The organism is Streptomyces sp. NPDC000880 (assembly GCF_053599675.1).
The window spans coordinates 1-18388 of sequence record NZ_JBSFMS010000052.1 but is presented as its reverse complement, the minus strand read 5'-3'; the positions used below and the strand labels follow the sequence as shown (position 1 = coordinate 18388).

The following is an 18388-nucleotide window of genomic DNA, read 5'->3' as shown; positions in this document are numbered from 1 at the left end:
CACCAGCACGCTGATTGGTCCAGCTCAAGGAGGAGCAAACCATGAACGTCACCCCACCACGTGAGCAGGTCTGGGAGGAATCCCGCAGACGCCTTATCCCCGGAACGGTGATCGGCAGTCTGATCGAGTGGTACGACATCGCGGTCTACGGCCAGGCAGCCGCGCTCGTCTTCGGGACGCTGTTCTTCCCACAGTTCTCTGCTACGGCAGGTACGGTTGCCGCGTTCGCCACCTTCGGCGTCGGCTATTTCGCCCGGCCGGTGGGCGCGGTGATCTTCGGCCACCTCGGCGACAAGTACGGGCGCCGATTCTCGCTGGTGGCGACTCTCGTGCTGATGGGCCTGGCCACCGTCGTGATCGGCCTGCTGCCCACCTACGACAGCATCGGAGTTCTCGCTCCGGTGCTGTTGGTGGCCTGCCGGTTGCTGCAGGGGCTCGGCGTCGGTGCCGAATACGTCGGCGCGGTCACGATGGTGGCCGAGTTCGCGCCGCCGAAGCGGCGTGGCTTCTACGCGGCGATGCCCGCGTCCGGGGTGTTCGTCGGCATCGGGCTTGCTGCGGCGGTGACCGCGGGGGTGGCCGCGTTGCCCGAGGACCAGCTGCTGAGCTGGGGATGGCGGATCCCGTTCCTGCTGAGTTTCGTCGTGGTGGGTATCGGACTGCTCATCCGGCTGAGGGTGCCGGAATCGCCCGTGTTCGCCGAGCTCAAAGTAGCTCACGCCCGCACGAAGGTCCCGGCGTTCACCATGATCAAGGCCATGCCGAAGCGGTTCTTCCTGGTCATGGTCGCCAACTGCATCCTGGCATTCAACATATATGTGGTGCAGACGTACTCGCTGAGCTACCTGGCCGGTCATGGCGTCGCAAAGAGCACCGCGCTCGTCGGGCTCCTCTTCGGATGCGCGGTCGGCGCCGCGGCGATTCCGATCGTCGGCACGGTGTCGGATCGTTCCGGACGCAAGCCGGTCTACCTTGCGGTGACGGCGCTGTGCGCCGTCGTTCCGTTCCCGTTCTTCTGGCTACTCGACACCGGCAACACCATCTTGATCCTCGTGGCGTTCGGTCTGGCACTCGGTAGCTGCCTGGCGATGTTCGGTTCGCAAGCGGCCTACTACGCCGAGTTGTTCCCCGCCGCGTACCGTTTCAGTGGTTTCGCGCTGGGCCGGGAGATCCCCGGGGCGGTGCTGTCCGGGCCAGCACCGGTGATCGCGGTCGGGCTCGTCAGTCTCGGTGCCGGCTCGCCCCATCTGGTCGCCCTGGCGATGATCGTGGTCGCGGTGGCCAGCTTCTTCGCGGTACTGGCCCTGCCCGAGACTCAGGGCATCGATCTCAGCCCGGTGTCACCGGAGCCGTCCAAGTCGGCGGAGCCCGAGCCGTTCAAGTCGGCGGATGCTAGGTCCTGTACCGAGGGTGCTGTCTGACAGAGTGTCTGAGAACCGGGACATGCCTGGTCTCGGACGGGCACTGAAGTGTGCCTTGGGCCGACCGGCTTACCGGGCGTGCGTGGCCCGGTAGGTGTACACCTCGGTGCCGTTGCTCTCCTCACCGTTGTCGGGGGCGGCCCACGGGGTGAACCGGTCGCTTGCGGAGGCCGGGATCCTGCGGTGGAGAACCTCAACGATGAGTACCCGGAAGGCCAGTGGCCGCACCTCTGGCTCGTGCGCTTCATGATCGCCCGCTCCTCGGGCCCGGACTTCTCCGGGTGGGGGCTCCCCCAAGGCCCTGCGCGCCCGCTCCCACGCCCCCAGGATGACGCTCGCGAGCAAGATCAGCAGCGGCGCCGGCGAGTCAGTCAGACCCGCGAAGCGGCCTCGCTGACCCGTCCGCGACCCGCCGGGCCACGACAGGGCCACTTGATCTCGGTCCGGGGGTTGCGGTGAGGGCCCCCGGGGATTTCGCGAGGGCCCTCAGTGCTGAGTTTCCGCAGATCAGAACGATTCTGCTGCACCACTCAGTGGTGGGGCGGGTGGGCGGTCCCCGAGACGCCCTGGTGCGCCTGCTCATCCTGGCCGCCGAGCCTTTCATCCTGGATCGTCAGGTCACCCGGCGAGCCGCGCGGCGGACCGCCCGGAGCCGGACCTCGGCCGGAAGGCTGTCCAAGCCCGCCGAGTCTCGGGCATGGCGCAACGCCTCCCGGCTCAGCCGCTCCAGCGCAAGTGTCGGTTCGGCGTGCGCCTCGAGTACCAGGTGCATCCGTGTCTGCGGGGCCGTAGGCCGGCCCGTCAGCCGTACGTGCGCCCGCGCGATGCCCTTCATCGCCTCCCCGTCAGCTGCCAGGACGTCTTCGAGTGCCCGTCCCCGCAACCGTGCTCCTGCCCCGTCACCGCTGTCGACGAGGGCCATGGCGAGGCGGTGCCTGCGCAGTTGGGCCAGCAGCCACCACAGCAGGAGCGCCAGGAGTACGCCGAGCGCCGCGAAGACGACCGGCCACCACCATCCGTTGTCCCGGAACCGGGTCCGTCCCTCGTCTCCGAGGATGACGTCGGCCGGTCCCCTGAAGGGCCACCATCTGGGCACTTGGAAGTCCCAGCGCCGCTGGAGGTGGAGCGCGCCGAGCAGCACGGCGCCGCCCAGTGTGAACGAGCCCAGCCCGGTCAGCCCCAGCAGTACCCGGTTGACAGTCTTGAGCATGCGTGGCCTCACCCTTTCTTCGGGCGGCGGACGTCAACGGACACGGCGGGTGGCCGGGCGAGCCCGAGCTGGCTCACGCCGTCCTTCAGTGCCGTTTCCAGGTCGGCCCGGACTTCGTCGAGGTCGCGGAAGTGGGACCTCACCCTTGCCCTGATCTTGCGACGGCCCACGTCGATCCGGGCCGACTGGACGCCCGCCACTTCCATGGCCCGGTCTCGCAGCACGAGCGCGGCAGCGGAGCGGTCGAGCCCCGCGTGCATGTCGGCGGTTTCCGCACCGGCGGGGGGCCGCATCGGAAGCAGTCCGCGCAGACCGGGGGTGACCGCGAGGACCATGAGCCACAGGCCGACGGCCATCGCCAGCGCGGCGCCGACGATCATCCAGAAGTCATCGAGGGGCCTGGTGGCCAGTTCGTGGGCAAGCTTGCGCCGCCAGCGCATCGCGGACTGGCCGGCCCGTACGGCGGCCACGTCGTACAGGAGGAGCCCGGTGCCCGCGACAGCGAACAGGGCCACGATCGTGGCGGGCACGCGCCGAGTGGACCAGAATCGGTCCACGTGCAGTCCGGAGTCTTCACCCGTCGGCGTCGAGCCCGGTGCGGGCGTGCCTGCCGTAGTGGACGAGGGCCGCTCGGTTTCGCTGGTCGGCACACGCCGGGTGGCCGGCTCCGGCTCCTGTCCGCTCATCTCGTCCTCCCCCGGTCCGCGCCCCTGGTGTGCGCCGAATGCAGCTGCTCGACGGACACTGCGACTTCGTGCACGTCCATGCCTGCCAAGCCGCAGACTCTCTCGGCGACTTGGCGGCGGACCGCACCGCACTGCGCGCCGATGTCGGACGGGTAGCCCAGCTCCACAGCGATGTGCACCCGCGCTTCGCCAAGCACGGTTCTCCGCCCAGCGCCCACGTCGGCAGCGCCCCGCGAATCCGCCCTGCGTTCAGGTGCAGGCCGTACCGATACCGTCGCGTGTGGCTTGGAACGGCCGGGAGGGACGAGATGGGCGGGCTCGCTGAATCCGCGTAGTGCCTCAACTGCCGCCTGGGAGGCGATCTTCGCGACGACCCGATCGGCGACGCGCGTCGCACCCCGGTCGCCTGCGGGCACCGCCTGGGAGGCGGCCTCATTTTGCGCCACCGGTCACCGTCGCCGGTCGACATGCTGGCTGTGCCGGAAGAAGTCGCCGAGCTCCAGGTCGCCGTCAGCGAACCGTCCGGCGACGAATCCGACAGCGCCCAGCGCCGCCACCAGGAGAAAAGCCCCAAAGCCGCCGAAGTATCCGGCGAAGCCGAGCGCCATCCCGGCGACCAAGCCCACCACGGCCATGCTCATCGTGTGCTCCTTACCGCAGCCGTGGCTGCTCTTCCTCTTCTTCCTCTTCGTCGGGAAGCTTTACGTCGCTGATCGCGATGTTGACCTCGACCACCTCCAGGCCCGTCATCCACTCGACGGCGGAGATCACGTTCTCCCGCACGGCGCCCGCCACATCCGTGATCGAGACGCCGTAGTCGATGACGATCTCCAGATCGATGGCCGTCTGTGTCTCGCCGACTTCGACCTTGACTCCGCGCGAGACAGATTTGACGGTGCCGGGCACGCGTTCCCGTGCGGCCCCGAAGGCCCGGGAGACTCCGCTGCCCATTGCATGGACACCGGCCACGTCGCGGGCCGCCATTCCGGCAATCTTCTCGACCACGCCGTCGGCGATGGTGGTCCGGCCCCGCGTGCCGGGGTCGCCGCCGCGCCCCGCCGCGTCGTTCTTCCTGGCGCTGTCACCCGTCTCCGTGCCGGCGGTCTCGGGCCGGTTCTGCTGTCCGGTATCGGTCATGGCCGGTCGTCCCTTCCTGAGAGAGGAGCCTGCGGCCTGTTTTTCCACATTAGGCTCGTTTGGCTGGTATTGCTCCAGGCGCAGGGCAGGCGTGGGAGCCGGCCTGCCGAACGGGTGGTGTGAGCGGCCGGATCGGCGTGGTTCCGGCAGTCTGGAAACAGCGTGGCAAGGCGAAGGAGTGAGAGCCGATGGCGGCTGATGGATGGGCGCAGGCCGTGCGGCAGCAGCTCGGCCTGGGCCGCCTCCTGCCGCTCGGCGGGCCCGAGGACGGGGCCTGGATCAGCGAACGCGCGGCGTGCCAGGTGTTGGGCCGCGGGGCCCCCGGGGTATCCGGGATCCGGCTGGGCACGGTGCGCATCGGCCTTGCCGCCCCCGAAGCAGCGCCGGAGCCGACGGTTCCGGCGCCCTGGAGCGCACTGCCGCCGGGACCGCTGCGTATCGAAGCGGAATTCTCGGCGCCGGCCGGGCAGCCCCTGCCCCAGGTCGCGGAGCAGCTGCGGCAGACGCTGCTCGCAGCGGCTGTCGAACGTCTCGGGCTGGTGGTGGCCGAGGTCGATCTGCATGTGACGGACCTGCTGGAGGTTCCGGCGTCGGCGCAGCAGCCGACCGCGGCCGAAGCCTCCCAAAGTGGAGCCGGAGAACCCAGTGCCTCGCACGTCGCGGTCACCAAGCCCGGGCACCCGTCGCCCGGGCCGGTGCCGGTGCGGGACCCGGCAGCGGAGCTGGCCACCGTTGCCATGGCTGTCCCCGGCGTGACCCGCCTCGCCCCCGTTCCAGGACTGCCCGTGCCCATGGCCAGGGGAGGACTTGCTCGCCCCGTCCGGATCGAGGACAGCGGCGAGCCCCCGGGGCGCCACGTCCAGATCCAGCTGGCGGTTGCCGAGACTCATCGCGCCCTTGATGTCTCCCTCGCCGTCCGTGCGGCGGTGGCCGCGGCAGCGGAAGGGGACGCCCCCGGCCCGGTGACCGTCGCCGTCCTCGTGACAGCGGTGGAGCCGGGTCAGGTCCTGCCGACATGACCGGAAGAACAAACACGGAAATCGCGGCCTCGCGTTCGGCTCACGGGCGGCGCGGTGTTGCCCGTGCACGTCCGTTGGCCGTCGCCCGCTGTGGTGCGTCGCCGCCTGTGGGGCTGATCCCAGGCTCCGGTTCCTCCCCCGCGACCGTTTCGCCGGCCTGCACCGCTGTCGCCGTCCAAGCGGCGCAGTACAGCAGCAGCCTGGCCATGAGGTTGATCCACAGAACGACGGCGACCGGCACGGCGAATGCGCCGTACATGCTCTTCCCCGCGACACCTTGCAGGTAGCCGGTCAGCAGCAGCTTGAGCAGTTCGAAGCCGACCGCACCGATCAGGCCGGCGACCACGACCGCGCGCCGGCCGGGATGCACCCGCGCCAGCCGGGTGAGCAGGTAGACCAGCAGCAGGAAGTCGACGAGCAGGGCGATGGCCAGGCCGGCGAAGAACAGCAGCGCCCGTCCCGCCCCGCCCTCGATCCCGACCTTGTCGGCGGCCCAGCCAACCGCACTGTTCGCGAAGATCGAACTGCCGATCGCGACCAGCCCGACCACGCCAAGACCCACCAGCACCGCGGTGTCCTTGATCCTGAGCAGGATCGGATTTCCCGGGTCCTGCTCCTTCTCCCACACCGCGCGCAGGCACCCACGCAGGGCACCGACCCAGTTGATGCCGATCACGAGCAGCAGCGCGCCCGCGATGAGCCCGACGGCTCCGGCGTGGGCGACGAGGCTGTCCAGGTCCAGCAGGCCGGAAAGGCCCGGCGCCTGGTCGGCAATCTTGTCCTGGAGATTCCCCAGCTGATCCTCGCTCAGCAGCGCAGCGCCCATCGCCGCACCCACAGTGATCAGCGGAAAGAGCGCGACGAAACTCGTGAAGGTGATAGCGGCGGCGAGCCGGCCCCAGTGGACCGTGACCAGCCGCTCGAACGCCCGCCACACGTGCGTACGCATCAGCCGTGCGATCACAGGCAGCCTTGTCAGCCAGTCCATGAAGAACACCCACTCTCAGCGTACCCACGGCGGGAAAAGAGGTATCCCAGCCGCGAAACCCCACCGCTGTCCATGGCGAGGCCGGTGCCCTGCGCGTGCGGCCGGAGGGCCGGGCCGCTGGTCCATGTCCTCGTGAGCGGCGAGCACCAAAGGGTGTCGCGCGAGGCGCCCTTCAATCAATCCACTACTTGCCCGGTTAGAACCATTTATGCGGTTTGTGAAATCCTGGAATGTGGCACACCAAGGGACAGCATCCGCAGCGGTGACCCTCGTTCGCCCCCAGATCTGGCTGGCGGTGTGAGCTCTCAATGAGTGGAGGATGCTATGTCGACAATCGTCATCATCGTGGCTGTCGTGGTCGTCCTGGCCGTGGTCGCGCTGGCCCTGCGGACCATGACCCGGCGCCGGCACCTGCGGGAGCGTTTCGGGCCGGAATACGAGCGCACGGTCGAGGCGAAGGACAGCCGTGGAGCGGCCGACCGCGACCTGCGCGCGAGGGAGGAGCGGCATGAAGCTCTGGAGATCAGGCCGCTGCCCTCGACGGTCCGGGACCGGTACGCCCGGGACTGGACCAGCGTGCAGGAGCACTTCGTCGACAGTCCCGACCAGGCCGTGGGTGAGGCGGACCGGCTCGTGACCACGCTCATGAGCGAGCGTGGCTACCCGACCGAGAGTTACGAGCAACAGAAGCGGGACCTCTCGGTCGAACACTCCCGGACGCTGGAGCACTACCGCATCGCCCATGAGATCAACGAGCGCGCCGGAGGCAGGGACACCTCTACAGAAGAACTTCGCAGCGCGATGGTCCACTACCGGGCCCTGTTCGAGGAACTACTTGAAGACGGCAACGCCCCGTCGGATGAGGAACACCGATGAGTGCCCAGCAGCGGAGAGCGGCTGCCACCACCCCATGGAGGTGAAGGGACATGCAGAGAGAAGAACCATTCGGACGCGACGAGTATGCCGACCCCGTCGAAGAAGGCTTGTCCACCGAGGACATCGCCCGGACTCGCACAGATGCAGCGCAACAGCCCCCGGACGATGACCTGACGGCAGTCCCCGACGCCGACAGGGCAGCACCCAGGACCAGAGTCACGGACGAGGCCGGAAACGAACCGGACGCCGTAGCCGACGAACACGACGCCTCCGCGCAGGAACCCGATACTGCCCCGCTTATAGGGCCCCAGGAGACAGAAGACCTCCGCACCAGGTGGCAGGAGATCCAGCAGGGATTCGTCGATGACCCGCAGCAGTCGGTGCGTGCGGCAGACGGGCTCGTCGCCGAGGTCATGCAACTGCTCGCCACCACTTTCGCCGACCACAAACAGGCGTTGGAAAGCCAATGGCACCGCGGCGAGGAGGTCGCCACCGAGGACCTGCGCCTGGCCCTGCGCCAATACCGGTCCTTCTTCGACCGCCTGCTCAGCACCTGACCACCCGCCCGGCCCTCACGACCCGTCCGGCCGGTCCTCGCGGGCACCTCGGCGAGGCGCACCATAACTGGATTCTCGCTACTGGGTTGCCGAGTTGCTCTCTTCGCGCCCTCGCGGTCGGCTTTCTCCGCACGCTCGGTGGTTCAGCGTTGACCCAAGGGGCCGGACGGGACGGGTGGGGTTCTGGTTGTCGATGACCAGGTGCGCCCGGCCGCCGGGGCTGGGATCGTACCGACCGCTTTCCGGGGCGCTGCTTGTCGTCGCGATCGTGCTGGGCATCATCGACGTGGCCGTCGAGGGCATGCTTCGCCGACGTGGGGTACCTCGCCGTGCGGTCGGCATTGCGCCGACGCCCGACCCGCTGACCCGCCGGCCCACACGATGTCCGGCCGCCCCCGGCCGGCGCCCCAAAGCCACACGGTCGTCACGTCCACACTGCCGCAGCTCTGGCACGCGCCAGTGTTGGCACGGGGGGGACGGCCGAGCGGCATCGCGGTCGATGGTCTCCAGCGAGTGGACCACCAATCCCGGGGCATCATGCCGTCCCTGTCGCAGTGGCTTCGTGGACGGTGCAGTTCTACCGTAGGGAGATACGAAGCAGATCCTTGGAGCGAGTCATGATCGTCATCCTCGGACTCATCATCCTGATCGCCGCAGTAGTCGTCGGCGTGGCCGCTGTTGTCACCAACAGTGGCAGCGCGCACGAGGTCACCGGCGGGTTCTCGGTATTCGGCTTCGACGTGACCGGCTCCACCGGCACGCTCTTCCTTTACGGCATCGTCGTCGGGGCAGCGGCCCTGTTTGGACTGAGCCTGCTCCTGACCGGCGTACGCCGTACCTCTCGCCGTGGCAGCACCGCGCACCGCGGACGCAAGCCGTCGCGCCGCGAGACGGCCTCTGCCGGGAGGGACCGCGACGACCTAGTCGACCAACGCGAGCCCGCCCGCGCGGACAATGCAAATGCCCGGGGGAACGACTCACCCCACGATGATCGCACTCGAGCCCCGGACAGCGGTCGCCGCAGCAGACTGCACTTCGGGCACCGATCCACCCCCCAGTAGGCGTGCGGCCGCACGCGCAGATCGCTGACCGGCCGGCGCCACGGTATTCCTGCCACCGAACCCCAGCAGACAACTCACCCAGGGTGGCCACCCATGAGTATCGCGAAGAAGATCGCGCACAAGGCCGAAGCGATGAAAGGCGGCGCCAAGAAGACAACCGGCCGCGCCACCGGCAGTCGGCGCATGCGGGCCGAAGGCCGCGGAGACCAAGTCAAGGGCAACATCAAGCAGGCCGGGGCGAAGATCAAGGACGCCTTCAGACACTGACCATTCCGCCCCGTCGACCCGACCAGGGCCCCGGCGAAGCACGTGTCGGCGGCTCCAGTTGGGCCGTTCCGCCAAGGGTGGGCGACCGTCGACCCCTGTCCCTTCGACGGTGACCTTCAGTGGGGCGGCGTGTGGGCGGGGCGGGCGTATACCCACCACCGCCAAGCACTTGAGCCGCTGGTGCGTGGGATACCGCCAACAGGCTCGCTCGATGGAGCGGGCGTGGAGGTCCTGTACGACTCGGCGGTCATGTTCAGCCGTCTGACGACTCTGAGTGCCACTCCGGCGTCGCGGATGCGGCCGTTTCTTCAAGCGGAAGACCGTCATCGACCAGGACGGTGTCGAAGGCCGTGAGAGGGGCGAGGGTGTACAGACCCTGCCGGGAGAACTTGGTGTGGTCGACCAGCAGGACGCGCCGTGCGGCGGAGTCGATCAGGGCGCGTCCGACGTGGACGGTCTCCTGCGGACTGGTGGTAGCCGCGGCTGAAACACATCATGGTCAGGCGCGCACGTCGCGCTGCTGTACTTCCTTGAGGACCGCCGCCACAGTGCCGAAGTCATTGTCCACGTGGAGCACGGTGTGACCGTGGTGGACCGCTGTCGCACACACCAGGAGGTCGATGGCTCCCGCGGCACGGTGCTGACCGCGTTGCGTGAGCTTGTACTGGGCGGTGTCGACCCAGCGCCACGCGTTCTTCGGGACCGGCGAAAGCTGGCACAGAGCATCCAGCTCCCCGGCCAACTCGTCGCGATGCGACGGGGTGGTGGCCGAGTACAGAAACTCGGTGCGCGTCGGCTCGCAGACACGCAACACCCCGGCAGCGATGTGCCCCTCCCAGGGACGCAGCGCCCCAGGGGTACGGAACAGGTGCCACAGCGCAGAGGTGTCAACGAGATACGTGATCACTCAAAGGCCGCCCGCCGCGCGTGTTTTGCAGCGTCGTACGCAGCTGCTGCCTCCTCGAACTCGCCGCGCTCGCCCCGCTCGGCCAGCTTCTCCGCGGCCTCAAGCCTCCTGATGCGAGCCACATAGTCCCGCAGAGCCGCGTTGACGGTCTCCTTCTTCGTCGTCACGCCCATCAGGCGCATCGCCTCGGCCAGCGCCTCGTCATCGAGATCGATCTGCGTAACGGACATGCTCACCACCCCACCCGAGAGTCCACGATGTACATACTCAAGATACATCACCAACATCCACTGCGGGAGAGCTCCCGCGAGTAGGGGCGGCACGAAGCCGGCAGCGAGCTCACTCAAGGCTCCAAGTCCGATTCCACCGCACGCGACAGCATCGACTCTGATCACTTTTTAGACCACATGCGGCTCATCGAACATCAGCTACATTTCGGACACGCCGCGTCCGCTGCGTGTCCACTGGATCTTGGTCCGGGAGAAAGCGACGGCCCCTCACGAGATTCGCGAGGGGCCTCACTACTGCGTTTGCGCAGGTCAGAACGTTTCTGCATGGATGGTTCGCGGTGGGGCGGGTGGGACTCGAACCCACGGCCGACGGATTATGAGTCCGCTGCTCTAACCGGCTGAGCTACCGCCCCTAACGGCGCGTCGCGCACAAATGTGCGCGCCGTCTGCCGCAGCATAGCCGCTCATACGATCTCCTGCCTCGGATGGTCGGCAACGCACAATCATGAGGACTGCGCTGCCCCCTGCCCGGTTCCAGGAGCCGTCCAGAAGTCCCCCGAAGTCGTCCAGGACATGAAAAAGGACCCCCTACGGGGCCCTCTTCCGGTATCTGCTCCCCCGGCTGGACTCGAACCAGCAACCCTCCGGTTAACAGCCGAATGCTCTGCCAATTGAGCTACAGGGGATCGCGCTCCCCCGACTGGACTCGAACCAGTAACCTGCCGGTTAACAGCCGGCTGCTCTGCCAATTGAGCTACAGGGGATTGCTGCGTGTGCACCGAACGTACCTACCCCGGGTCTCCCGGGGGGCGTGCGCTTGCTGCGACACATACATTAGCGCAAGCAGGGGGGTGCTCCGCCAATCGGTTAGGCCCGGGTGATCACGGGCCTGGCCGGGTAGGCGGCGAGCACCGACGTAAGGGAAGGGTGGCAGCCATGCGGTACAAGCTCACGTTCTTCGCCGGACTGGCCCTCGGCTACGTGATCGGCACGCGTGCCGGGCGCGAGCGCTACGAGCAGCTGAAGAAGTCCGTGCGCGAGTTCTCCCGGAATCCCGCCGTGCGCAATGCCGTGGAGTCCGCGGCACAGAACGGCCGCGAGGTCGCGGGCAAGGCCTTCCAGACGGTGAGCGAGAAGGTCGGGGACCGGGTGCCCGACTCGGTGGCCGAACGGGTGCGGTCCCTGCGGGAGCGGAGTGCGAGCAGCGAGGACGACTGGGGCACCACTAATACGTAACCTCCGGGCGTGCGGCAGAATCTTCACTCATGGGGATAGTCGCCGGCTTGGACAGTTCGTCTGCATTCACGCGCATCGTCGTCTGTGACACGGACACGGGTGCCGTGCTGCGCCAGGGGTACGCGCCGCACCCCGTCGAGGCGAAGGCCACCGAGATCGATCCGCAGGTATGGCTGCTTTCGCTCGGCGAGGCCGCGGCCGGCGGGCTGCTCGAAGGCGTGCAGGCCATCGGCGTCTCCGCGCAGCAGCACGGTCTGCTGACGCTGGACGCGCAGGGCAATCTCGTACGTCCCGCGCTGCTCGGCAATGACAAGCGGGCGCAGGCCGCCGCGGCGGATCTGATCGACGCGCTGGGCGGGCGGCAGGCCTGGGCCGAGGCCGTCGGTTCGGTGCCGCAGTCCGCGCAGCCGGTGGCGAAGCTGCGCTGGATGGCGCGCTCCGAGCCCGAGCCGGCGCAGCGCGTCGCGTCGGTGATGCAGCCGCACGACTGGCTGGTGTGGCAGCTGCTCGGGCGGCCGGCCCGCAGGACCACGGACCGCGGCGGCGCTTCCGGCACCGGTTTCTGGTCGGCGGGCACCGCCTCGTACCGGCCCGACCTGGTGGAGCTGGCGCTCGGGCACCAGTGCGCGCTGCCCGAGGTGCTCGGTCCGGCCGATGCCGCGGGTACGACGCCCGAGGGGCTGCTGATCTCCGCCGGGACCGGCGAGACGATGGCGGCGGCCTTCGGGCTTGGCGTCGGGGTCGGCGACGCGGTGGTGTCGCTGGGGGCCTCCGGCTCCGTGATGGCCGTGCACCACGAGGCACTGGCCGACCCGAGCGGGATGATTACGTCGTTCGCCGACGCGACCGGGATGCATCTGCCGGTGGTGCACACGCTCAATGCCGTACGGGCGTTGCGCGGCACGGCCGAGCTGCTGGGTCTGGAGGATCTCGACGAGCTCTCCGCGCTGGCCATGAAGTCGACGCCCGGTTCGTCCGGGCTTGTGATGCTGCCGTATCTGGAGGGCGAGCGCACTCCGCAACTGCCGCACACCGCCGGGACGCTGAGCGGTCTGCGCCGCGAGTCGATGAAGCCCGAGCATCTGGCGCGGGCCGCCTTCGAGGGCATGCTCTGCTCGCTCGCGGACGCCATGGACGTGCTGCGCGGGCGCGGGGTCGAGGTGCGCAGGGTGTTTCTGCTGGGTGGGGCCGCCGAACTGCCCGCCGTCCAGGCCGCGGCGCCCGCGATCTTCGGGGCGCAGGTCGTCGTGCCGCAGCCCGCCGACTACGCGGCGCTGGGCGCTGCCCGGCAGGCCGCGTGGGCGCTCGGGGTCTCGCAGGGCACGCTGTCGCCGGCCACTCCGCCGGCCTGGCAGGGCGCCGCGGCGCAGGTATTCGAGCCGGGCGAGGAACTGGCGGTGGGTCAGGCGGTGCGCCAGCAATACGGCGCGACGCGGGATCAGATCCACCCCGGGGCGTTCAACCCGACATCTTGACCCTGCCTTGAATTAATCCCTTGAGGTTCCTGGGGCGCAGTGTCGCAAGATGGGGTGACCCCTCGACCTTGCCGACCCCGAGAGACAGCGTGTGCTGATACGACTTCTACGGACGTATCTCAGTCCGTACCAGAAACCCATCGCCCTGCTGGTGGTGCTCCAACTGCTGCAGACCAGCGCAACCCTCTATCTGCCCACCCTCAACGCGGACATCATTGACAACGGTGTCGTGAAGGGGGACACGGGCTACATCCTCCGGGTCGGCGCGGTCATGATCGCAGTCAGCGTCGTCCAGGTCGTCTGCAACATCGGAGCCGTCTTCTTCGGCGCGCGGACCGCGTCCGCGCTCGGGCGCGATGTCCGGGCCGCCGTCTTCGACCGGGTGCAGAGTTTCTCCGCGCGCGAGGTCGGGCACTTCGGGTCGCCGTCGCTGATCACCCGCACGACCAATGACGTCCAGCAGGTGCAGATGCTGGTCCTGATGGCGTTCACGCTGATGGTCTCGGCGCCGATCATGTGCGTCGGCGGCATCATCATGGCGCTCGGCCAGGATGTGCCGCTGTCGGCGGTGCTGCTCGCGGTGGTGCCGTTGCTCGGCATCGCGGTGTCGCTGATCGTCAAGAAGATGCGGCCGCTGTTCCGGACGATGCAGGAGCGTCTGGACAAGGTGAACCGGGTGCTGCGGGAGCAGATCACCGGCAACCGCGTCATCCGCGCCTTCGTACGCGACGAGTACGAGAAGGAGCGGTTCCGCGGAGCCAACACCGAGCTGACCGATGTGTCCCTGTCCACCGGCCGGCTGATGGCGCTGATGTTCCCGACCGTGATGACGGTGGTGAATGTGTCGTCCATCGCCGTCGTCTGGTTCGGCGCCCACCGGGTCGACAGCGGCGCGATCCAGATCGGCGCGCTGACCGCGTTCCTCGCGTATCTGATGCAGATCGTGATGGCTGTGATGATGGCCACCTTCATGTTCATGATGGTGCCGCGCGCCGAGGTCTGCGCCGAGCGGATCGAGGAGGTGCTGACGACCGATTCGAGCGTGGTGCCGCCGTCCGCGCCCGTACGGCAGCTGCACAGCCACGGGCATCTTCAGGTGCGGGACGTGGAGTTCCGATACCCGGGGGCCGAGGAGTCTGTGCTGCGCAGCGTCGATCTGGTGGCGCGGCCCGGTGAGACGACCGCGATCATCGGGTCGACGGGCAGCGGGAAGTCGACGCTGCTGGGGCTCGTACCGCGGCTGTTCGATGTGACGGGCGGCGAGGTGCTCGTCGACGGGGTGGATGTGCGTGAGCTCGATCCGGCGCTGATGGCGAGGACGGTGGGGCTCGTGCCGCAGAAGCCGTATCTCTTCTCCGGGACGGTGGCCACGAATCTTCGGTACGGAAAGCCCGGCGCGAGCGACGACGAGCTGTGGCAGGCGCTGGAAGTGGCGCAGGCCGCCGACTTCGTACGGGATCTCGAAGGCGGGCTGAACGCGCCGATCGCGCAGGGCGGCACCAATGTCTCCGGCGGGCAGCGCCAGCGCCTCGCGATCGCCAGGACCCTGGTGCAGCGGCCGGAGATCTACCTCTTCGACGACTCCTTCTCGGCGCTGGACTACGCGACGGACGCCGCGCTGCGCGGGGCGCTGGCGCGCGAGACCGCCGAGGCGACGGTGGTGATAGTCGCCCAGCGGGTGTCGACCATCCGCGACGCCGACCGCATCGTCGTCCTGGACGAGGGGCAGGTCGTGGGGACCGGCAGCCATCACGAGCTGATGGAGAGCAACGAGACCTACCGAGAGATCGTGCTCTCGCAGCTGACGGAGGCTGAGGCCGCATGAGCGGGCCGGGCGGACGGATGATGATGGGACCGGTCGAGCGGTCCATGGACTTCACGGGCTCGGGCAAGCGGCTGCTGCGGCGGCTCGCGCCGGAGCGTGCGACGCTGTGGGTGATGCTCGCGGCGGCTGTGCTGAGCGTCGCGTTCGCGGTGGTCGGGCCGAAGATACTGGGGCAGGCGACCGACCTGGTCTTCGCGGGGGTCGTCGGCCGGGAGATGCCGACGGGGACCAGCAAGGAGCAGGCGATCGCCGGCCTGCGGGACAAGGACCAGGGCGGGCTCGCCGACATGCTGTCCGGCGTGGACTTCACGCCCGGCGACGGCATCGACTTCACCGCCGTGGGCAAGGTGCTGCTGGTGGCGCTGGTGGTGTATGTGGCCGCGGGTCTGCTGATGCTGGTGTCGACGCGGCTGTCGATCCGGGTGATCAACCGGACCGTGTTCCGGATGCGGGAGGACGTGCAGGCGAAGCTGTCGCGGCTGCCCCTTTCGTACTTCGACCGGGCCAAGCGCGGCGAGGTGCTCAGCCGGGCGACGAACGACATCGACAACATCTCGCAGACGCTGCAGCAGAGCATGGGACAGCTGATCAACTCGCTGCTGACCATCGTGGGCGTGCTGGCGATGATGTTCTGGATCTCGCCGCTGCTCGCGCTGGTCGCGCTGGTGACGGTGCCGGTGTCGGTCTTCGTGGCGACGAGGGTCGGCAAGCGTTCGCAGCCGCACTTCGTGCAGCAGTGGACGACCACCGGCAAACTCAACGCCCATATCGAGGAGATGTACACCGGCCATGCGCTGGTGAAGGTCTTCGGGCGACAGAACGAGTCGGCGCAGGGCTTCGCCGAGCAGAACGAAGAGCTGTACGAGGCGGGTTTCAGGGCCCAGTTCAACAGCGGGGTGATGCAGCCGCTGATGTTCTTCGTCTCGAACCTCAACTATGTGCTGGTGGCGGTCGTCGGCGGGCTGCGGGTCGCGTCCGGCGCGCTGTCCATCGGCGATGTGCAGGCGTTCGTCCAGTACTCCCGGCAGTTCTCGATGCCGCTGACGCAGGTCGCCTCGATGGCGAACCTCGTGCAGTCGGGCGTCGCGTCGGCCGAGCGGATCTTCGAGCTGCTGGACGCGGACGAGCAGGAGGCCGACGCTCCGTCGGCCGAGCGGCCAGGACAGCGGCTGGGACAGGTCTCGCTGGAGAAGGTCGCCTTCCGGTACGACCCGGAGAAGCCGCTCATCGAGGATCTGTCGCTGAGCGTGGAGCCGGGTCATACGGTCGCGATCGTCGGCCCGACGGGTGCGGGCAAGACGACGCTGGTGAATCTGCTGATGCGGTTCTACGAGGTCACAGCCGGCCGGATCAGCCTGGACGGCGTGGACATCGCGAAGATGTCGCGGGAGGAACTGCGCTCCGGCATAGGGATGGTGCTCCAGGACACCTGGCTGTTCGGCGGCACGATCGCGGACAACATCGCGTACGGCGCGTCCCGCGAGGTGACGCGGGAGGAGATCGAGGAGGCGGCGCGCGCGGCGCACGCCGACCGTTTCATCCGTACGCTCCCCGACGGCTACGACACGGTGCTCGACGACGAGGGCTCGGGCGTGAGCGCGGGCGAGAAGCAGCTGATCACCATCGCGCGTGCGTTCCTGTCCGACCCGGTGATCCTGGTGCTCGACGAGGCGACGAGCTCGGTCGACACCCGTACCGAGGTGCTCATCCAGAAGGCGATGGCGCACCTGGCCCACGGGCGCACGAGCTTTGTCATCGCGCACCGGCTCTCCACCATCCGGGACGCGGATGTGATCCTGGTGATGGAGAACGGCACGATAGTCGAGCAGGGCACGCATGAGGAGCTGTTGGCGGCGGAGGGTGCGTATGCGCGGCTGTACGCGGCGCAGTTCGCGCAGGCGGTGGTGGAGGTGGAGTAGTTCGCTGGGGCTCCGCCCCAGACCCTGCGCCTCAAACGCCGGCGGGGCTGTAAACGTGGGCATGGCCGCACAGTTCAAGCCCGTCCGGCGATTGAGGACTGGGGGTCTGGGGGCGAAGCCCCCAGTTAGTCGAGGTAGCCGCGGAGTTGGTCCGCGAAGGCGTGGTCGCGCAGCTTGTTGAGGGTCTTGGACTCGATCTGGCGGATGCGTTCACGCGTCACGCCGAAGATCCGGCCTATCTCTTCGAGCGTGCGCGGCCTGCCGTCGGCCAGCCCGTAGCGCAGCTGGACGACCTTCCGTTCGCGCTCGCCGAGGGTGGAGAGCACCGCCTCGAGGTGCTCGCGCAGCAGCAGGAACGCGGCGGACTCGACCGGGGACGCCGCGTCGCCGTCCTCGATGAGATCCCCGAGGGCGACATCGTCCTCCTCCCCCACCGGCGCGTGCAGGGAGACCGGCTCCTGGGCCAGCCGCAGCACCTCGCTGACCCGCTCGGGCGGCAGGTCCAGCTGGATGGCGACCTCCTCGGGAGTGGGTTCGTAGCCGCGTTCCTGGAGCATCCGGCGCTGGACGCGGACGACCCGGTTGATCAGCTCGACGACATGGACCGGGACGCGGATGGTGCGTGCCTGGTCCGCGAGGGCGCGGGACATGGCCTGGCGGATCCACCAGGTCGCGTACGTGGAGAACTTGTAGCCGCGGGCGTAGTCGAATTTCTCGACCGCCCTGATCAGGCCCAGGTTTCCCTCCTGGACGAGGTCGAGCATGGTCAGCCCGCGGCCTACGTAGCGCTTGGCGACGGAGACGACGAGCCGGAGGTTTGCCTCGATCAGCCGGCGCTTCGCCATCCGGCCCATGACCACCAATTTGTCGAGGTCGACGGCGAGTTGGGAGTCGTCGATGTCGGGGGTCTTGCCGAGCCGCTCCTCGGCGAACAGACCGGCTTCGACGCGCCGCGCCAGTTCGACCTCCTCGACGGCCGTGAGCAGCGGAATCCTGCCGATCTCCCGCAGATACTGACGGAACAGGTCGGATGAGGGCCCACCGCTGTCGATGCGGCCTACCCGTCGTTCCGGAGGCTCGGGCACTTCCACGGGATCCTCGACGACGGTCTCCGGGACCGCTTCGGGAACGGCCACGGTCTCGGGGTGATGTTCGGCCCGGCTCTGCTCGGGGACCTGCGCGGACACGGCCGCGACAGCATCGGTCTCGGTCAGGGTCTGGGTCTGCACGGGGGCGACCTCCAGGGTGATCGCTGCCGGTTCGGGGGCGTGCGGCAGCGGGACGGAGGCGGCCGGGCCGCTTTCCGTCCCGTACACGATGAACGGATCCGCGGGGGTTGAGAGGCCACTGTGGGTGGACCGGCCGCGCTCCGGGGACTCAGGCACCGCACCCCAGTGTGGGGTACGACACATCACTGCCACGAGGGGCGTGCGACTACTTTCTGAGTCCAGTGCGTGACCGGGCAGTTACCCAAGGAGGACTAGACCCGGACTTCGCAGGTCGTCGTTTCAGGTCTGGGGCCAGCGGGTTCGCGTGATGTCTGTTTCGAGGAGATCGAGGAGGTGGAGTTGGAC

General features: G+C 68.5%; 20 protein-coding genes and 3 tRNA genes. 10 read left to right on the top strand and 13 right to left on the bottom strand.

The window, feature by feature from the left end:
• Nucleotides 1-41: 41 nt before the first annotated feature.
• Nucleotides 42-1421 carry an MFS transporter gene (locus ACWDO5_RS18785; RefSeq protein WP_450531437.1) on the top strand — a complete coding sequence of 460 codons (1380 nt, stop codon included), beginning with the start codon at nt 42-44 and terminating at the stop codon, nt 1419-1421.
• A gap of 69 nt (nt 1422-1490) precedes the next feature.
• Here the strand turns inward: ACWDO5_RS18785 and ACWDO5_RS18780 are convergent, their stop codons facing one another.
• From ACWDO5_RS18780 to ACWDO5_RS18760, 5 genes are all read right to left on the bottom strand, one after another.
• The gene (locus ACWDO5_RS18780; RefSeq protein ID WP_450531436.1) at nt 1491-1649 is read right to left on the bottom strand and encodes a hypothetical protein; all 159 of its coding nucleotides are present in this window, start codon (nt 1647-1649) and stop codon (nt 1491-1493) included.
• Nucleotides 1650-2034: 385 nt separating this feature from the next.
• Nucleotides 2035-2631, bottom strand: a complete 597-nt coding sequence (locus ACWDO5_RS18775; protein WP_450531435.1) for an alkaline shock response membrane anchor protein AmaP — start codon at nt 2629-2631, stop codon at nt 2035-2037.
• A gap of 8 nt (nt 2632-2639) precedes the next feature.
• The gene (locus ACWDO5_RS18770; protein ID WP_450531434.1) at nt 2640-3317 is read right to left on the bottom strand and encodes a DUF6286 domain-containing protein; all 678 of its coding nucleotides are present in this window, start codon (nt 3315-3317) and stop codon (nt 2640-2642) included.
• A 449-nt stretch (nt 3318-3766) separates the two neighbouring features.
• Nucleotides 3767-3958 carry a hypothetical protein gene (locus tag ACWDO5_RS18765; RefSeq protein WP_450531433.1) on the bottom strand — a complete coding sequence of 64 codons (192 nt, stop codon included), beginning with the start codon at nt 3956-3958 and terminating at the stop codon, nt 3767-3769.
• Between the two features lie 10 nt (nt 3959-3968).
• On the bottom strand, nt 3969-4454 hold the full coding sequence (locus ACWDO5_RS18760; RefSeq protein WP_450531432.1) for an Asp23/Gls24 family envelope stress response protein: 486 nt from the start codon (nt 4452-4454) through the stop codon (nt 3969-3971).
• A 188-nt stretch (nt 4455-4642) separates the two neighbouring features.
• Between ACWDO5_RS18760 and ACWDO5_RS18755 the strand changes: the two genes are divergently transcribed.
• A complete protein-coding gene (locus tag ACWDO5_RS18755; RefSeq protein ID WP_450531431.1) occupies nt 4643-5473 on the top strand; it encodes a hypothetical protein in 831 nt (276 codons plus the stop codon).
• A gap of 40 nt (nt 5474-5513) precedes the next feature.
• On the opposite strand, the gene ACWDO5_RS18750 is transcribed toward ACWDO5_RS18755, so the two are convergent.
• A complete protein-coding gene (locus ACWDO5_RS18750; protein WP_450531430.1) occupies nt 5514-6461 on the bottom strand; it encodes a YihY/virulence factor BrkB family protein in 948 nt (315 codons plus the stop codon).
• Nucleotides 6462-6785: 324 nt separating this feature from the next.
• Between ACWDO5_RS18750 and ACWDO5_RS18745 the strand changes: the two genes are divergently transcribed.
• The 4 genes from ACWDO5_RS18745 to ACWDO5_RS18730 all read left to right on the top strand — a co-directional run bounded on the left by ACWDO5_RS18745 (nt 6786) and on the right by ACWDO5_RS18730 (nt 9222).
• Complete coding sequence (locus ACWDO5_RS18745) at nt 6786-7337, top strand: hypothetical protein (RefSeq protein ID WP_450531429.1); 552 nt, start codon at nt 6786-6788, stop codon at nt 7335-7337.
• Between the two features lie 50 nt (nt 7338-7387).
• Entirely contained in the window at nt 7388-7894 is a 507-nt protein-coding gene (locus tag ACWDO5_RS18740) for a hypothetical protein (RefSeq protein WP_450531428.1), read from the top strand.
• 617 nt (nt 7895-8511) lie between these two features.
• Nucleotides 8512-8955 carry a hypothetical protein gene (locus tag ACWDO5_RS18735; protein ID WP_450531427.1) on the top strand — a complete coding sequence of 148 codons (444 nt, stop codon included), beginning with the start codon at nt 8512-8514 and terminating at the stop codon, nt 8953-8955.
• A 93-nt stretch (nt 8956-9048) separates the two neighbouring features.
• Nucleotides 9049-9222: a CsbD family protein gene (locus ACWDO5_RS18730; protein ID WP_450531426.1), complete on the top strand. Its 174-nt coding sequence runs from the start codon at nt 9049-9051 to the stop codon at nt 9220-9222.
• Between the two features lie 253 nt (nt 9223-9475).
• Here the strand turns inward: ACWDO5_RS18730 and ACWDO5_RS18725 are convergent, their stop codons facing one another.
• The 6 genes from ACWDO5_RS18725 to ACWDO5_RS18700 form a co-directional block, all read right to left on the bottom strand.
• A complete protein-coding gene (locus ACWDO5_RS18725) occupies nt 9476-9655 on the bottom strand; it encodes a hypothetical protein (protein ID WP_450531467.1) in 180 nt (59 codons plus the stop codon).
• A 66-nt stretch (nt 9656-9721) separates the two neighbouring features.
• Nucleotides 9722-10129: a PIN domain-containing protein gene (locus ACWDO5_RS18720; protein WP_450531425.1), complete on the bottom strand. Its 408-nt coding sequence runs from the start codon at nt 10127-10129 to the stop codon at nt 9722-9724.
• Complete coding sequence (locus ACWDO5_RS18715; protein WP_450531424.1) at nt 10126-10359, bottom strand: type II toxin-antitoxin system VapB family antitoxin; 234 nt, start codon at nt 10357-10359, stop codon at nt 10126-10128. The genes ACWDO5_RS18720 and ACWDO5_RS18715 overlap by 4 nt, the downstream gene beginning before the upstream one ends.
• Before the next feature lie 339 nt (nt 10360-10698).
• A tRNA-Ile gene (locus tag ACWDO5_RS18710) sits at nt 10699-10772 on the bottom strand.
• 200 nt (nt 10773-10972) lie between these two features.
• Nucleotides 10973-11045: transfer RNA gene (locus tag ACWDO5_RS18705), tRNA-Asn, on the bottom strand.
• Between the two features lie 5 nt (nt 11046-11050).
• A tRNA-Asn gene (locus tag ACWDO5_RS18700) sits at nt 11051-11123 on the bottom strand.
• A gap of 172 nt (nt 11124-11295) precedes the next feature.
• Here ACWDO5_RS18700 and ACWDO5_RS18695 point away from each other — a divergent pair.
• From ACWDO5_RS18695 to ACWDO5_RS18680, 4 genes are all read left to right on the top strand, one after another.
• Nucleotides 11296-11595, top strand: a complete 300-nt coding sequence (locus ACWDO5_RS18695; RefSeq protein WP_450531423.1) for a YtxH domain-containing protein — start codon at nt 11296-11298, stop codon at nt 11593-11595.
• A gap of 29 nt (nt 11596-11624) precedes the next feature.
• Nucleotides 11625-13070, top strand: coding sequence for an FGGY family carbohydrate kinase (locus ACWDO5_RS18690; RefSeq protein WP_450531422.1), 1446 nt, complete (start codon nt 11625-11627; stop codon nt 13068-13070).
• Nucleotides 13071-13161: 91 nt separating this feature from the next.
• Nucleotides 13162-14895 (top strand): ABC transporter ATP-binding protein, encoded by a 1734-nt coding sequence (locus tag ACWDO5_RS18685; RefSeq protein ID WP_450531421.1) that lies wholly within the window; start codon nt 13162-13164, stop codon nt 14893-14895.
• Nucleotides 14892-16814: an ABC transporter ATP-binding protein gene (locus tag ACWDO5_RS18680; protein WP_450531420.1), complete on the top strand. Its 1923-nt coding sequence runs from the start codon at nt 14892-14894 to the stop codon at nt 16812-16814. The genes ACWDO5_RS18685 and ACWDO5_RS18680 overlap by 4 nt, the downstream gene beginning before the upstream one ends.
• A gap of 125 nt (nt 16815-16939) precedes the next feature.
• Here ACWDO5_RS18680 and ACWDO5_RS18675 read toward each other — a convergent pair whose 3' ends face one another.
• Nucleotides 16940-18199: a sigma-70 family RNA polymerase sigma factor gene (locus tag ACWDO5_RS18675; protein ID WP_450531419.1), complete on the bottom strand. Its 1260-nt coding sequence runs from the start codon at nt 18197-18199 to the stop codon at nt 16940-16942.
• Between the last annotated feature and the right edge of the window lie 189 nt (nt 18200-18388).